The 14,233-nt window shown below is 36.3% G+C and carries 14 protein-coding genes; 6 read left to right on the top strand and 8 right to left on the bottom strand.

Annotation, left to right across the window (positions count from 1 at the left end; all coding sequences use genetic code 11):
* Positions 1 to 93 precede the first annotated feature (93 nt).
* From J0871_RS13585 to cls, 3 genes are read left to right on the top strand one after another with little or no spacing between them, the layout of a single operon-like run.
* Entirely contained in the window at positions 94 to 795 is a 702-nt protein-coding gene (locus J0871_RS13585; RefSeq protein WP_243870501.1) for an alpha/beta hydrolase, read from the top strand.
* Between the two features lies 1 nt (position 796).
* Positions 797 to 1,756: a lytic transglycosylase domain-containing protein gene (locus J0871_RS13580; RefSeq protein ID WP_208225837.1), complete on the top strand. Its 960-nt coding sequence runs from the start codon at positions 797 to 799 to the stop codon at positions 1,754 to 1,756.
* Positions 1,757 to 3,220: a cardiolipin synthase gene (gene cls / locus J0871_RS13575; protein WP_208225836.1), complete on the top strand. Its 1,464-nt coding sequence runs from the start codon at positions 1,757 to 1,759 to the stop codon at positions 3,218 to 3,220.
* On the opposite strand, the gene J0871_RS13570 is transcribed toward cls, so the two are convergent.
* Positions 3,221 to 3,934: a TlpA disulfide reductase family protein gene (locus tag J0871_RS13570; RefSeq protein ID WP_208225835.1), complete on the bottom strand. Its 714-nt coding sequence runs from the start codon at positions 3,932 to 3,934 to the stop codon at positions 3,221 to 3,223.
* 140 nt (positions 3,935 to 4,074) lie between these two features.
* Positions 4,075 to 4,590 carry a hypothetical protein gene (locus J0871_RS13565; RefSeq protein WP_075327125.1) on the bottom strand — a complete coding sequence of 172 codons (516 nt, stop codon included), beginning with the start codon at positions 4,588 to 4,590 and terminating at the stop codon, positions 4,075 to 4,077.
* A gap of 153 nt (positions 4,591 to 4,743) precedes the next feature.
* Between J0871_RS13565 and rpmH the strand changes: the two genes are divergently transcribed.
* The 3 genes from rpmH to J0871_RS13550 all read left to right on the top strand — a co-directional run bounded on the left by rpmH (position 4,744) and on the right by J0871_RS13550 (position 8,482).
* Positions 4,744 to 4,902 carry a 50S ribosomal protein L34 gene (gene rpmH / locus J0871_RS13560; RefSeq protein WP_075327124.1) on the top strand — a complete coding sequence of 53 codons (159 nt, stop codon included), beginning with the start codon at positions 4,744 to 4,746 and terminating at the stop codon, positions 4,900 to 4,902.
* A gap of 112 nt (positions 4,903 to 5,014) precedes the next feature.
* The gene (gene carB / locus J0871_RS13555; RefSeq protein WP_093306255.1) at positions 5,015 to 7,867 is read left to right on the top strand and encodes a carbamoyl-phosphate synthase large subunit; all 2,853 of its coding nucleotides are present in this window, start codon (positions 5,015 to 5,017) and stop codon (positions 7,865 to 7,867) included.
* A gap of 222 nt (positions 7,868 to 8,089) precedes the next feature.
* On the top strand, positions 8,090 to 8,482 hold the full coding sequence (locus J0871_RS13550; RefSeq protein WP_208225834.1) for a DUF423 domain-containing protein: 393 nt from the start codon (positions 8,090 to 8,092) through the stop codon (positions 8,480 to 8,482).
* On the opposite strand, the gene J0871_RS13545 is transcribed toward J0871_RS13550, so the two are convergent.
* From J0871_RS13545 to J0871_RS13520, 6 genes are all read right to left on the bottom strand, one after another.
* Positions 8,477 to 9,451, bottom strand: a complete 975-nt coding sequence (locus tag J0871_RS13545; RefSeq protein ID WP_208225833.1) for a bile acid:sodium symporter family protein — start codon at positions 9,449 to 9,451, stop codon at positions 8,477 to 8,479. The genes J0871_RS13550 and J0871_RS13545 overlap by 6 nt on opposite strands.
* 5 nt (positions 9,452 to 9,456) lie before the next feature.
* The gene (locus J0871_RS13540) at positions 9,457 to 9,999 is read right to left on the bottom strand and encodes an acyl-CoA thioesterase (protein WP_075327120.1); all 543 of its coding nucleotides are present in this window, start codon (positions 9,997 to 9,999) and stop codon (positions 9,457 to 9,459) included.
* Between the two features lie 3 nt (positions 10,000 to 10,002).
* A complete protein-coding gene (locus J0871_RS13535) occupies positions 10,003 to 10,371 on the bottom strand; it encodes a 6-phosphogluconate dehydrogenase (RefSeq protein ID WP_208225832.1) in 369 nt (122 codons plus the stop codon).
* Positions 10,372 to 10,375: 4 nt separating this feature from the next.
* Positions 10,376 to 11,518 (bottom strand): serine hydrolase, encoded by a 1,143-nt coding sequence (locus tag J0871_RS13530; protein ID WP_075327118.1) that lies wholly within the window; start codon positions 11,516 to 11,518, stop codon positions 10,376 to 10,378.
* A gap of 78 nt (positions 11,519 to 11,596) precedes the next feature.
* The gene (rmuC, locus tag J0871_RS13525) at positions 11,597 to 13,000 is read right to left on the bottom strand and encodes a DNA recombination protein RmuC (protein WP_208225831.1); all 1,404 of its coding nucleotides are present in this window, start codon (positions 12,998 to 13,000) and stop codon (positions 11,597 to 11,599) included.
* Positions 13,001 to 13,082: 82 nt separating this feature from the next.
* The gene (locus J0871_RS13520; protein ID WP_208225830.1) at positions 13,083 to 14,063 is read right to left on the bottom strand and encodes an endo alpha-1,4 polygalactosaminidase; all 981 of its coding nucleotides are present in this window, start codon (positions 14,061 to 14,063) and stop codon (positions 13,083 to 13,085) included.
* Positions 14,064 to 14,233 lie beyond the last annotated feature (170 nt).

Below are 14,233 nucleotides of genomic sequence, written 5' to 3'. Positions count from 1 at the left end.
ATATTCGAATATAATAATTAGAATATTTCAAAATTCAATTCTTACGTAAATTTAAGGCATTAAGCCAATGTTAAGTGTTATATACTTGTTAAAATGACTGAAGAAAACCAGTTGATTCATGTTTATTTTATGCCTGGTATGGCTGCTAATTCTTCCATTTTTGAGTTTATAAAACTCCCTGAAGATCGTTTTAAAATCCATTTTTTAGAATGGATGATTCCTAAGAAAGATGAAAGTCTAAAAAATTACGCCGCCCGCATGAATAAATATGTAGAGCATGATAACGCCGTATTAATTGGAGTTTCTTTTGGCGGGATTATTGTTCAGGAAATGGCAAAGGGTCTTAAGCTTAAAAGGCTTATTATAATTTCTAGTGTAAAATGCAGGGAAGAGTTACCAAGGCGCATGCGCTATGCCGCTAGCACCGGTTTGTTTAAACTAATTCCCACCAGTTTACTGGATTATGTAGATCATTTTGAAAAAATTGCGGTAGGAGATTTTATAAAAAAAAGAGCAAAACTTTACCGGCAATATCTTTCGGTTAGGAATCAGCGTTATTTAGACTGGGCTATAGAAAATATGGTTTTATGGAATTGTGCCAAAGCTCAAAAAGGAATTGTGCATATTCACGGCGATAAAGACGAGATCTTTCCTATAAAATATATTTCAGATTGTATTACGGTAAAAGGTGGGACTCATATAATGATTTTGAATCGTTACCGTTGGTTTAATAAGTACCTTCCTGAAATTATTCTTTCAGGAAAAATTGAAGAGAAAAATAAAAAATTGATTTAATATGAAAATTTTAAAATCTGCATTAGTTATAGTGGGACTTTTCACTATTGTGTTTGTAAGTATACAAGCTGCCCAACAGTCTCGCGAAACCGGGAAGGAAAACACCAATGCATCTGCTGAAGCTAATCAAAAAGAGCGGCCGGTAAAAGATTATAATATCTACGCGCTTCCAATGCCCGAAAATATAAACTTTGCGGGAGAAGAAGTGCCTATAAACGATCCTGATATTTACGAAAGGATGGATAGGGAATTGCTGGTAAATACCTACTGGCAATCTAACGCTTTGCTTTTAATAAAGCGTGCCAATCAATATTTCCCAATTATAGAACCTATTCTGAAGGAAGAAGGCGTGCCAGACGATTTTAAATACCTGGCCGTAATTGAAAGCGGATTAACCCAGGCGGTTTCTCCTGCAGGCGCCAAAGGTTTTTGGCAAATTATGGAAGGCACAGGGAAAGATTATGGCTTGGAAATAAACGGAAACGTAGACGAGCGTTACCATATTGAAAAATCTACCAGAGTAGCAGCCGATTATCTGAAAAAATCTAAAGAGAAATTTGGAACCTGGACGATGGCCGCTGCAGCTTACAATGCGGGAAACAGGGGGGTTGAGAGACAATTGGATCGCCAAAAAGTAGATAATTATTACGAATTATTACTTGGAGAAGAAACCGGAAGATATATGTTTAGAATTTTAGCGCTAAAAGAAATTTTAAGCAATCCTGAAAAGTATGGCTTCAATTTTGAAGAAAAGCATCTTTATAAGCATATACCAACCAAAACAGTTAAAGTAGATACGGTAGTGAAAGATTTTGCCGATTTTGCGCATCATTTTGATATTAATTATAAGATCTTAAAAATTCATAATCCCTGGCTTAGGGAAGCACATTTAAATAATGCCTCCAGAAAGGAATACGAGATTAAGATCCCAGCAGAGAAAACTTACACCGCGGTAAAGTAAATGAATGCTTTACTGGATAATTTTTGGTGGGTACTTCTAACTATCAATTTTATAGTTGTTTTTATAACGGCCGGTTACGAATTAATGCATTTTAGGGAACCGGTAAAAAGTATTTCGCTCATTTTTGCACTTTTTGTACTACCGGTTATAGGCCTGTTGGTCTATTACTTTTTTGCCCAGGAATTTAGGAAAAGTAAGTTATTTAACCGTAAAAAGCTATACGACCAGAAGATTATTAAGCATTGGGAAGATAAGCTAATGCTTAATAAAAAAGATCTGGTTAATTTAAACCAGGAGTGTGTTAATCAAAAGATCAAGCTGGTTCACTTACTGCAAAATAATCAAAAGAAACCGGTTACTTTCTTAAATAAAGTCCGTGTCCTTATAAATGGCGAAAATAAGTTCTCAGCCTTATTTGAAGATATTAAGAAAGCTCAGGATCATATTCATATAGAATATTACATTTTTAATAGCGGTAGAATAGGAAACCGCCTTATTTTATTGCTATGTGAAAAGGCGGAAGAAGGGGTGAAAGTACGGGTGAGTTACGATTATGTTGCGAGCAGACTTTCTTCAAAAGCGGTTAAAAAGATGAAATCCTACGGAATTGAAATTTATCCGTTTATGCCGGTTTGGTTTCCCAATTTAACCCGAAAATTAAATTATCGCAATCATCGAAAAATGGCGATTATAGACGGGAATATTGGGTTTGTTGGAGGAATTAATATTTGTGATGAATATGTGAATTTTGAAGAAAATCCGCAGGAAAAAATGTTCTGGAGAGATACTCACCTTAGAATTGAAGGTCACGCCGTAAAATCTTTGCAGGCTCAATTTCTTTTGAATTTCAATTTTATTAGTGGAAAAGAACTTAAAATTAAAGATAGTTTTTTTCCGAAGATAGATTTAACCGAAAATACTGCGGTTCAAATTGCCGCCAGTGGCCCCGATACCGATTGGCAAAATATTATGGAAGCCATTCTAACCGCAATAAATACTGCTGATAAATATATTTATATAACCACACCTTATTTTATTCCAAACAATCAAATTCTTACCGCCTTGTGTATGGCAAGTAGGATAGGAGTAGAAGTTAAAATTATTATTCCTGAAAAAGGAGATTCGGTGATTGCGCGTTATGCCACCAATTCTTATATAGAAAAATTACTGGAATCTGGGGTTCAGGTTTTTCATTATCATAAAGGGATGGTTCACGCTAAGACTATGGTGGTAGACGGTGTGCTAACCAGTATTGGTTCCTGTAATCTTGATAATCGCAGTTTTGATATTAATTTTGAGATCAATGCATTTTTATACGATAAGGAAGTGGCTGGAGAAATGACTGAGGTTTATAATAATGACCTTAAAGAAACCACCGAGCTAACTATAAATGAATGGAGGCAACGCCCGGCTTTAGAAAAAATAAGAGAAGCCCTGGCCAGGCTCTGGGCTCCATTGCTTTAATTATTCCGGTGTAATGGCGCTCCAATTTATTTCTTCCTTCTTTTCTGAATTTCCAATAAGGTTATTTGTAATCGCCGAATTAATTGCTTCGTAATTAAGTTCAAAAGATTCTTCTTTAGATAAGTTATAAGGATGAAAAATGCTCCTTTTAATATCCATAATTTCCCGGTTTCCCGCAATTAAATAGCAGGTTGGTAAACCTAAAGAATGTTTCAGGTTTTCTACCACAAAAGCGTGGTTGTTCCTGGTTTCATCTACATATAATAAATTTATATGTGAATTAAATTGTTTAGAAAGTTTTTTGACGGTTTCTTTTTTATCCCAAAACACAATTACAAAATCAATTTTATCCCGGTATTTATCGGCTAGTTCATTAAGTGCCGGTATTTCGCCTTTCCCCGGGATGCACCAGGAAGCATAGGTTAATAAATAAACGGGCTTTTTATAATCGTATAGCGTAACTTTTTTCCCTTTGAGATTTAAAAATTTAAAATTGTCTATATATGTTCCCTGGAGTTTAGTGGTAACAAAGTTTTCAAATAACCGGTCGGCTTCTTCGAAGCGCCTGTATCTATAAGCCGCTTTTGCTTCCTTATTATATTCAGGTAAGTGCATAACAAGTGCATCAGAGAAATAAAGCTTGTCGCTTTTCTCTGTTTGAGCCTGTATATTTAAGCCTAAAATTATAAAAAAGAGGAGTAAAAGTCTCTTCATGCACTTTGTTCTGTTTAGTTAAAAACAAAGATACTTCGGAAGAAACTATTGCTGAAATATTATCGCTGAAGGGTCAATATTTTGGCCAAAAGTTGCGTAAAAATTAATGAAAGCTGAAATTAACTAAATTTATGTAAAAATTAGATTTTCTTCATTTGCTGCTTCATCATCTTAATCTGGTCTTTAAGCATTCCGTGCTTATCCAGTTTTTTAGCTTCAGCAAGTAAATTGGTAGCTTCTCTTTTTCGGCGTTTTGTCATTGCAATTCCCGCCAGGTTCAATTTTGCCATCGCCAGGTCCTGATCCATTGCCAGACCTAATTTAATAGCGCGTTTAAAGAATTTTTCGGCTTGCGTAATATTGGTTTGGGAAACCATTAGCCCGTGTAGATACCAGTAATAACCCTGCTGTTTTTGGGTAAGCGCAGTTTCTGGATTTTTAATTTTATCTAACCACTTTTTTGCGCCGGGAAAATCTTGTTTTCTAAGTCTTAGAAAAGCAAGCAATATCATTTCATTTTTAAAATACAGGAATATAAAAATTAAGGAAAGTAGGATGTACATAATACCGTTTCCAATGTTTCCTTCTATAAACTGCCAAATGGCAAGACCTATTACAGCTCCCGCTAAAACTAATTTGATATTCTTATTAAACATAAATGCTTTTATTTTGGAAGCGGCAAAGGTAAGAAAAACAATTAAAAATAATTTAAATTACCTCTTGTAATAGTTAAAAAGCTTTGTATATTTGCACGCAGTTTTACAGAGAGCTAAAAAAACGATTATTCAGAAGATTTAAAGATATTTAAAATGAAAAGAACGTTTCAACCATCCAAGAGAAAAAGAAAGAACAAGCACGGTTTTCGAGAAAGAATGGCTAGTGCAAACGGAAGAAAAGTCCTCGCCAGAAGAAGGGCTAAAGGAAGAAAGAAAATATCTGTCTCTTCTGAAAACAGACATAAGCACTAATGAGAATTAGGATTTAAAATATTTAAAGGTGTTACTTTTTTTAGTAACGCCTTTTTTTATATCCAATCGCTTCCTTACTTTTATGTTTCATATGCTACAATCCTGATAAAAAATGCCCAAAAACAACAACCTTAAAAGTATCCTTATTATTGGCTCCGGACCTATTATTATAGGCCAGGCCTGCGAATTTGATTATGCCGGAACACAGTCTTTACGCTCCTTGCGTGAAGATGGGATAGAGACTATCCTGCTTAATTCCAATCCGGCTACAATTATGACAGATCCGTCTATGGCAGATCACGTCTATCTAAAACCTTTAACTACAAAGTCTATTGTAGAAATTCTTAAAAAGCATCCCAATATAGATGCAGTTCTACCAACAATGGGTGGTCAAACTGCTTTAAACCTCTGTATTGAAGCCGATGAAAAAGGAATTTGGGAGGATTTTGGAATAAAATTAATTGGGGTAGATATTGACGCCATTAATATTACCGAAGATCGCGAAAAGTTTAAACAGCTTATGGGGAGAATTGGAATTCCAGTAGCCCCGGCAAAAACGGTGACCTCTTATCTTCAGGGAAAAGAAGTTGCGCAAGAGTTTGGTTTTCCTTTAGTAATTCGTGCCTCTTTTACTTTAGGTGGAAGTGGAGCTTCGTTTGTACACGGTCCCGATGAGTTTGATGAAAAACTTACGCACGGCCTGGAAGCTTCGCCAATTCACGAGGTGCTAATAGATAAAGCACTTTTAGGTTGGAAGGAATATGAATTAGAACTGCTAAGAGACAAGAACGATAATGTGGTAATTATTTGTTCTATAGAAAATATGGATCCAATGGGGATTCACACCGGGGATTCCATTACAGTCGCTCCCGCAATGACATTAAGCGATACCGCTTACCAGCGTATGCGTGATATGGCGATAAAAATGATGCGTAGCATTGGCGATTTTGCCGGTGGATGTAACGTACAGTTTGCGGTGAGTCCAGACGAAAAGGAAGATATTATTGCGATAGAAATTAACCCTAGGGTTTCAAGATCTTCTGCCTTAGCTTCTAAAGCAACCGGGTATCCCATAGCGAAAATTGCAACAAAACTGGCAATAGGGTATAATTTAGATGAATTGGAAAACCAGATTACTAAATCTACATCAGCTTTATTTGAGCCTACTTTAGATTACGTGATCGTGAAAATCCCACGCTGGAATTTCGATAAATTTGAGGGTGCAGACCGCACCTTAGGACTTCAAATGAAATCTGTGGGAGAAGTTATGGGAATTGGCCGTTCTTTCCAGGAGGCCTTACATAAAGCCACACAATCACTTGAGATTAAAAGAAACGGACTTGGAGCTGACGGAAAAAGCTACACCAAGTACGACGAAATTATAGAAAAACTTACTTACGCTAGTTGGGATCGTGTTTTTGTGATTTATGATGCAATACAGGCGGGAATTCCGTTAAGCCGCATTCACGAGATCACTAAAATAGATATGTGGTTCTTGCGTCAATACGAAGAGCTTTATGCTTTAGATGTAGAGATCTCTAAGCACGATAAAGAATCTCTACCAAAAGATCTTTTGCTGGAAGCGAAACAAAAAGGTTTTGCCGATAGGCAAATAGCACATATGCTGGATTGTCTGGAAAGTGAAGTTTATAATAAACGGGTAGATCTGGGAATAAATAGGGTTTATAAACTTGTAGATACCTGTGCGGCTGAATTTAAAGCTGAAACCCCTTATTACTATTCCACTTTTGAAGCCGAAATTGAAACTCCAGACGGCAAACGTTATGTAGATAACGAAAGTAAGGTGAGCGAGAAGAAAAAGATTGTAGTTCTTGGTTCTGGACCCAACCGAATAGGTCAGGGGATTGAATTTGACTACAGTTGTGTGCACGGTGTATTGGCCGCTTCAGAATGCGGTTACGAAACCATCATGATAAACTGTAACCCTGAGACGGTTTCTACCGATTTTGATATTGCCGATAAACTTTATTTTGAACCGGTTTTCTGGGAACATATTTATGATATTATTCGTCACGAAAAACCAGAAGGAGTGATCGTTCAGCTTGGTGGACAGACTGCACTGAAATTAGCTGAAAAACTGGATCGCTACGGAATTAAAATTATGGGAACCAGCTTTGAAGCTTTAGATCTTGCTGAAGATCGCGGAAGCTTCTCAAAGTTGCTTCAGGCTAACGATATTCCTTACCCTGAATTTGGAACCGCTGAAACTGCTGAAGAAGCCCTGGCATTAGCCGATGAACTTGATTTCCCAATCCTGGTTAGACCTTCATACGTATTAGGTGGGCAGGGGATGAAGATCGTGATCAATAAGGACGAACTAGAAGAAACAGTAGTAGATTTACTTCGAAAAATCCCGAATAATAAATTGTTACTGGATCATTATTTAGATGGTGCTATAGAAGCTGAAGCAGATGCAATTTGTGACGGGGAAGATGTTCATATTATAGGAATAATGGAGCATATTGAACCTTGCGGAATCCACTCTGGAGATTCTAATGCCTTGTTACCTCCTTTTAACCTTGGAGACCTGGTGATGGAGCAGATAAAAGACCATACCCGTAAGATCGCTTTAGCGCTTAATACAGTTGGTTTAATAAATATCCAGTTCGCTATTAAAGATGATATGGTGTATATCATTGAGGCCAATCCTAGAGCTTCCAGAACGGTGCCGTTTATCGCGAAGGCTTATAAAGAACCTTATGTGAACTACGCGACCAAAGTGATGCTTGGTGAAAAGAAAATCAAGGATTTCAAATTTAATCCGAAGTTAGAAGGTTATGCAATAAAACAACCTGTATTTTCTTTCAATAAGTTCCATAAAGTGAACAAGCAACTAGGTCCTGAAATGAAAAGTACAGGGGAAAGCATTCTCTTTATTGATAGCTTACGAGACGATGCCTTTTACGATCTTTACAGTAGGAGGAAGATGTATTTGAGTAAATAAGAATTGAATTTAGAAAAGTGAGGCTGGTAAAGTACGTCAAGCTGAACTTGTTTCAGCTTCTAACATGTTCTAGTCTATCAATATCTTAGATTCTGAAATAAATTCAGAATGACGCCTATATTATTTTTTTAGAAACCTAATAAACTAAAAAGCCTGCAAGGTTTTAATACTTGTAGGCTTTTTAATTTGGCATTTAATCTTACAGAATTTATATAAAAATATATGAAGGAACTTGTTCTTATAATAGGTGGAATCTACGGCACTCTGGCTGTGGTTTTTGGTGCTTTTGGAGCTCACGCTTTAAAAAAGCGATTTTCTGAAGATCAGCTAAAAAGCTTTGAAACAGGAGTGAAATACCAAATGTACCACGCGATTATGCTGATTATTTCAGGAATTGTTTTTCCGTTTATTGGAGTTTCCCAGCAGCTTATTGCCTGGTTTTTTATAATTGGGATATTTCTGTTCTCTTTTAGTATTTATGGTTTAACCCTAAGCGATTCCGCTGGAAAGAAAATAAAGATTTTAGGACCTATTACGCCACTTGGCGGACTTTTAATTATTCTGGGCTGGATCTTTTTCACTATAAGTATCGCTGATATTGCGCTTTACTTATAAAGTTTCTTCTGGAGTTTCAGCTTTTAAAACCCGTTTTCTATAGTTTTCAGCATAAAAAGCGATTAGTATTAATTGGAGGGAATGATAGATCATTATAGGTAGTAATAATAGTCCGGTATTGGCTGAATTTCCAAAGATTACTTTTACCATTACAGAGCCGTGCACAAGGGATTTTTTAGTTCCGCAAAATTGGGTAGTAATCTTATCTTTTAAATTAAAACCTAAAATATTACAGATTAAGCCAAGTCCAAAGTAAACTATAAAAAACAATAAAATAACTATCCCGGTAAGCTTAAGTAAATCAAAAGTTTCTACGCTGCTAAATATATTGGATGTAAACGAGTTACTAAAGCTTGAGTAAACAATTAGTATAATAGTTGTTTTGTCCAATAAGCCTAATTTTTTACTGTGTTTTCTTGCAAAATCCCCAAGAAATTTTTGTAGAAATAATCCAAGAATTAGCGGTATAATAATCTGCCAGCATAATTTTATAAGTACATCCAGGAATTCAAAATCGGTACTTCCACTAAGGAAAAAACTTAGCCAAATGGGAGTTGCGAAGATGCCTATTAACCCGGAAAGGCTGGCGTTGAAAATGGCGGTAGGCAAATTTCCTTTAGCCAAAGAAACCATCACTATAGAAGAAGAGACTGTAGAAGGCAGCGTTCCCAGAAAAAATAAAGCAATCCAAAGATCAGAGCCTGTTCCTGCTTCAAAAAGCGGTAAGCATAGTAGAGCTAAAAGTGGGAAAGCTACAAAGGTGGCTAACTGGATTGCGATGTGAACTTTATAATTCAGAAAACCCAATTTAAACTCTGCGGGAGATAATTTTAATCCGTAGAAAAAGAAAATAAAACCAATCCCAATATCGGTGATGGTTTTTAGCGGAAAAAGCACAATTCCCTCAGGGAATAAATAGGCGATTATTATCGCCACAAAAATAGCTGCTATAAATCCGTTAAATTTCAAATTCTTTACTGCTCTATTTTAACCTTATATTCTTCCAGTAAGTGCACATATTCTTTTGAAGAAAAATCGGTTTCATGAAATTCCTGTTTACGATTCAGCTTCATTTTATTACGTTTAATACTTTTCGCAAACCGGCGAATATCGTGCTCGTTACTAAGGATTAAGCCGGGAACCTGTAGTGATTTTCCGTCTTCAGCCTTAGCTACCATCGTAAAATAAGATGAATTACAGTGTTTTTTCTCTCCCGTTCTAATATTTTCGGCTTCCACGCGAATTCCTATTACCATAGAACTGTTGCCCACATAATTTACAGAAGCTTTCATAGTTACCAATTCCCCAATTTCTATGGGTTTTAGAAAATCTACCGTATCAACACTAGCGGTTACACAATAGGCGCCAGAATGCTTAGATGCGCAGGCAAAGGCAATGCGGTCCATAAGTGAAAGCACATAACCCCCGTGAATTTTTCCGTTGAAATTTGAATGAGAAGGCAGCATTAATTCTGAAATATCTACCTGTGAATCTTTTACGTGTTTAAATTTGGTCATAAATTATCGGTCTCTAAAGTGAGGGGATTCGCCTTTTTGTACTTCGGTTATAAAATATTTGGTATCGCCCCAAAAGAAAAAAGTGGCGTAACGCTCAACATATTTGAGTCTAACATAATTGCCTTCGTTCTCCTGCAGCGCTTCTATAGCTTCCTGATTATTGTCTAATACTGAAAATTGAAAGATTTGCGCACCACTAATTCCCTGACTAATTTCACCTTCCCAGGTTTTAGAAATCACACCTTTTTTACTGAATTTTATAAGTTCGCCGCTTCTTGTGCCTTCGCTGTAAGGCACAAAATAGATAAATGCAAACCAGGCGATAAAGAGTAGTAAAATAGCTCCTAAAATACCAAAAAGTGTTTTTTTCATAATGCTAGTTATAAATTTTCTGTACGAATTCTTCTATTTTAGAAGGTTCCAGCCAGCGGGTAACAATTACCAGGTTTTCTTTACGATCTACAATAATAAAATTTCCGCCGAAACCAGCCGCATAAAAAATGTCTTTATCTATATTTTTCCATTGTCTCGGCCCATCGGCATTTAACCACCACATATATCCGTAATTTGAGTTTGTAGCTGAAGGCTGAATAGCTTCTTCAATAAGATCTTCTGAAATTAATTTTTCTCCATTCCAGTTGCCATTATTCATAAAAAGTAAACCAAAACGCGCCATATCCTCGGTATTGATAAACATTCCGCCGCCGGAATGCCCGCCACCACTAACCGATTGCATTTTGAAACCGTCTATGGTAGTCCAGGAATTCTCATACCCAAACCAACGCCAGCTCGAAGAAGCGTTAATAGGATCCATAATTTCTTCTTTTAAAACCGTGGGAAGTGGTTTTCTAAAAACATTGAGTAAAGAATAGGCGAGCACATTTACCCGAACATCGTTGTATTTAAAATGCGTTCCGGGTTCGTTGAGTTTCCGGTTTCGCCAATCGTCTATTCCTGTATCTTGAGAAGGCCTGTCTGCCCAATCATAAGAACCCCAAAGTTCCCCGCGCCAATCTGAATTTTGTTCCAATAAATGTTTCCAGGTGATTTTGGAGTTATGTTCGCCTTCAAAAGTATCGTTCCAAACATAATTGATTACCGGGTCCTCAACATCAATGATCAGGTTTTGATCTAATGCGAGCAGGGCCGTGGTAGAGAGAAAACTTTTGGTAACGCTAAAAGTCATATCTACACGTTTAGTATCTCCCCATTTTGCCACTAAGTAGCCGTCTTTTAAAATTATTCCCGCCGGGCCACCACGTCTTTTTGTAGGGCCTAAGATTTCGTGATAAGGTTCGTGTTGAAAGCCTTTTAATATTGCCTGGCGTAAATCTTTGGATTCTGAATATTCATTTGCTTCAGCAAATTGAATAGCTTCTGAAAAATCTAAATTGAACGATTTTGGATCTTTTTCTTGCCAGGTTCCGGCTTCAGGAAAATAAATATCCTGTGCTGAAATATTCAACACAAAAAGGTTTATCAATAAAAAACTGAAAATTGATTTGGTATAGATTTTCATATTAATTTATGGTTTCATTTTCTTGAATGCATAATAATTACAAACCTCCAAGGTTTTCAAAACCTTGGAGGAGAGTGGTTAATTTGCTTCATTTTCTTCAATTTCTTCCTCATCCATAGCCGATTGCATCTTAGGGTCAATTTGTTTACTGGCTTTAGCCCCCAGTTTTTTGAGTTTTTCTACACGGCGCAGCAAATTTCCTTTTCCGGTTAGTTTTTTCATCGCGCCTTCATAGGAATTTTGGACTGTTCCCAATTGCCTGCCGATTTTTGTGAGCTCTTCGGTTAGAGCAGTAAATGAATCATATAAAGCGCCGGCCTGGGTTGCGATGACAATGGCGTTCTGCTTTTGTTTTTCGTTCTGCCACATACTATCTATGGTCTTTAGTACAGCGAGCAGGGTAGTAGGTGTAACAATAATAATATTCTTATCAAAAGCTTCAGAATACAGTCCTGGATATTCGTTGGAAGCAACAGCAAATGCGGCTTCAATGGGAATGAAAAGCAAAACGAAGTCGGGACTTTCCATCTCGTATAATTGGTGGTAATTTTTATTACCCAGTTCACTTACCCGGTTTCGAATAGCGGTAAGATGATTTTTTAGATGTTGTTTTCTATCATGCTCATCTGTTTCATTGCTGTAGCGTTCGTACGCGTTTAGCGAGACTTTAGAATCTACGATCATTTTTTTATCGCCGGGGAGATTAATTACTACATCTGGCAAAACCCGTTTCCCGTCTGCATTGGTAAAACTTTGTTGAACCGAATATTCGCTGCCTTTTTGTAGTCCGCTGCGTTCCAAAACCCGCTCCAGGATCATTTCGCCCCAGTTTCCCTGTGTTTTAGTGTCGCCTTTAAGCGCTTTAGTGAGATTGGTAGCCTCCTTGCTCATTTGCTCGTTAAGCTCTTTTAACCCGATAATTTGTTGTCGCAGCATAGCATGGCGATCTATACTTTCTTTATTTCCTTCTTCAATTCGTTTTTCAAAATGAAGGATTTTTTCCTGCAAAGGGTTTAGAATATTCTGAATATTTTCTTTATTCTGAAGGGTAAATTTCTCAGATTTTTGATCTAAAATTTTATTGGCAAGGTTTTCAAATTCTTTCTCGAATTTCTCCTGAAGTTGTTCAACTTCGGCTTTTTGTTCTTTATTTCTTTGTTCTAAATTTTCGAATTCGGCATTACGGCGGGTGAGTTCTGTATTTAAAAAATCTTTCTCTCTTCGAATTTCTTCGCGTTCTTTTTCGAGTTTTTCGGTTTGTATCTGGAAGTTGTTTTTATAATCTAATAATTCAGTTTTATAATTTTCTAAATTGTTATTTATCTGATTTTTAAACTCATCAACCTGAAGTAATAATTGATAATTCTTTTCTTCAAGAATAGCTTCTTTATTTTTACTTTTTAATCCTGAAATTAGTTTTCCGAAGTAAAGTCCGATTAAGAGTGCGACAAAAATTAAGGCGAAAAGTAAATAATCGTTCATTGAGAAATTGGAGTTTTCCCAAAGATACTTATTTGCCCGAATTGTTTAAGAATTTAGGGCCTGGATTATGCAGAGGTTTTAATTATTCCCGGTCCTCAAAATATTGGTAACCGTCTATAATATCCAGGTAAACCCCGTCAAAACCTGCAGCGATAATTTTAGAGAGATAAGCGTTTTCGCTGCCGTAGATTAAATCTTTCCAGTCCTCGTTCCAGTACTTTACTTTAAAATTCCCTTCCCATTCCGGGTTTTCTTCAACGAGCCAGTTTGGGGATTTGGAATTCCAATTTTCTTCCCAGTAAAAACGATAATCTTCGGCTTCGCCAATAGACATATAAGATATAACTAAACGCTCAGCACCATTTTTTTTCTTCTTTAATTTTTGAATGTCTTCGGCAGTAAAAGCTTCGTTATGAAAGAAAAGATCCATAATAATAAGATCGTAATTAGTAAAAGCAAGTTCGGTGATAAGATCGTATTTCGAAGAATATTCCGCGTAATTTAAAAGATACAGGAAGTTTTTAGCTTCAGAAAGATGGCTTATATTTTTATTATTTTCATTAAAAACAGGATAAACCGGAATTCTATCAAGTTCTCGCCGGGGCGCCGCGAAAGAAGTATAGTTGTTTTCCTCATTAAGCTTATAGGAATTTTTCATGGGTTTAAAACCTGAACAATAATCGGTTACCAATACTTGCTTGCCATTGTCTTTTGCCAAATCAAGGTACTTTCTTAAATATAAATTATCGGCTTTTGGGGTGATTTTGTTTAACTTTGGATAACCATAAAAAAGATCTTCCTGGGCTACCGCATCTATAGCATTTAAATAATCTAAAGCAGGAGTTTTCTTTAATTTAGATTCTTTGGAAACCAACTGAACTCCATTCTGTGGGACAACTATAAAATCTGGGTTTTCTTCTTTTGCGATTTCACTTATTTCAATAACAAACTCCCGCATTTCCTGACGGTAATCAATATTCTTATTCGATTCCTGAGCCATGTGTTCACCGCAGGAAAGGAATAAGCAGCAAAGCATATAAATGCTTATTCTAAAGAAGTTCATAGATATGGAGCAATTTTAAGCAAAGATAAGTTAAATTACCATCCCTAAATTACGCTTTATAGCAGTATTGTTATTCTATTTAAACAAATTATAATTTAGGGTTTACTTGTAAAATTTATATCGCCGGGTTTTTAAGTAACTGATTTTTAATATATTTTTGGCGCAAAACT

This window comes from Salegentibacter sp. BDJ18 (assembly GCF_017579965.1).
Classification (GTDB): Bacteria; Bacteroidota; Bacteroidia; order Flavobacteriales; family Flavobacteriaceae; genus Salegentibacter.
The sequence above is the reverse complement of the archived record's forward strand: the minus strand, read 5'-3'. Positions and strand labels throughout refer to the sequence as shown.

Bases quoted from the DNA above. Each gene is read 5' to 3' on its own strand.
- J0871_RS13585 (WP_243870501.1), top strand. From the start codon at position 94: ATGACTGAAGAAAACCAGTTGATTCATGTTTATTTTATGCCTGGTATG.
- J0871_RS13580 (WP_208225837.1), top strand. From the start codon at position 797: ATGAAAATTTTAAAATCTGCATTAGTTATAGTGGGACTTTTCACTATT.
- cls (WP_208225836.1), top strand. From the start codon at position 1,757: ATGAATGCTTTACTGGATAATTTTTGGTGGGTACTTCTAACTATCAAT.
- J0871_RS13570 (WP_208225835.1), bottom strand. From the start codon at position 3,934: ATGAAGAGACTTTTACTCCTCTTTTTTATAATTTTAGGCTTAAATATA.
- J0871_RS13565 (WP_075327125.1), bottom strand. From the start codon at position 4,590: ATGTTTAATAAGAATATCAAATTAGTTTTAGCGGGAGCTGTAATAGGT.
- rpmH (WP_075327124.1), top strand. From the start codon at position 4,744: ATGAAAAGAACGTTTCAACCATCCAAGAGAAAAAGAAAGAACAAGCAC.
- carB (WP_093306255.1), top strand. From the start codon at position 5,015: ATGCCCAAAAACAACAACCTTAAAAGTATCCTTATTATTGGCTCCGGA.
- J0871_RS13550 (WP_208225834.1), top strand. From the start codon at position 8,090: ATGAAGGAACTTGTTCTTATAATAGGTGGAATCTACGGCACTCTGGCT.
- J0871_RS13540 (WP_075327120.1), bottom strand. From the start codon at position 9,999: ATGACCAAATTTAAACACGTAAAAGATTCACAGGTAGATATTTCAGAA.
- J0871_RS13535 (WP_208225832.1), bottom strand. From the start codon at position 10,371: ATGAAAAAAACACTTTTTGGTATTTTAGGAGCTATTTTACTACTCTTT.
- J0871_RS13530 (WP_075327118.1), bottom strand. From the start codon at position 11,518: ATGAAAATCTATACCAAATCAATTTTCAGTTTTTTATTGATAAACCTT.
- rmuC (WP_208225831.1), bottom strand. From the start codon at position 13,000: ATGAACGATTATTTACTTTTCGCCTTAATTTTTGTCGCACTCTTAATC.
- J0871_RS13520 (WP_208225830.1), bottom strand. From the start codon at position 14,063: ATGAACTTCTTTAGAATAAGCATTTATATGCTTTGCTGCTTATTCCTT.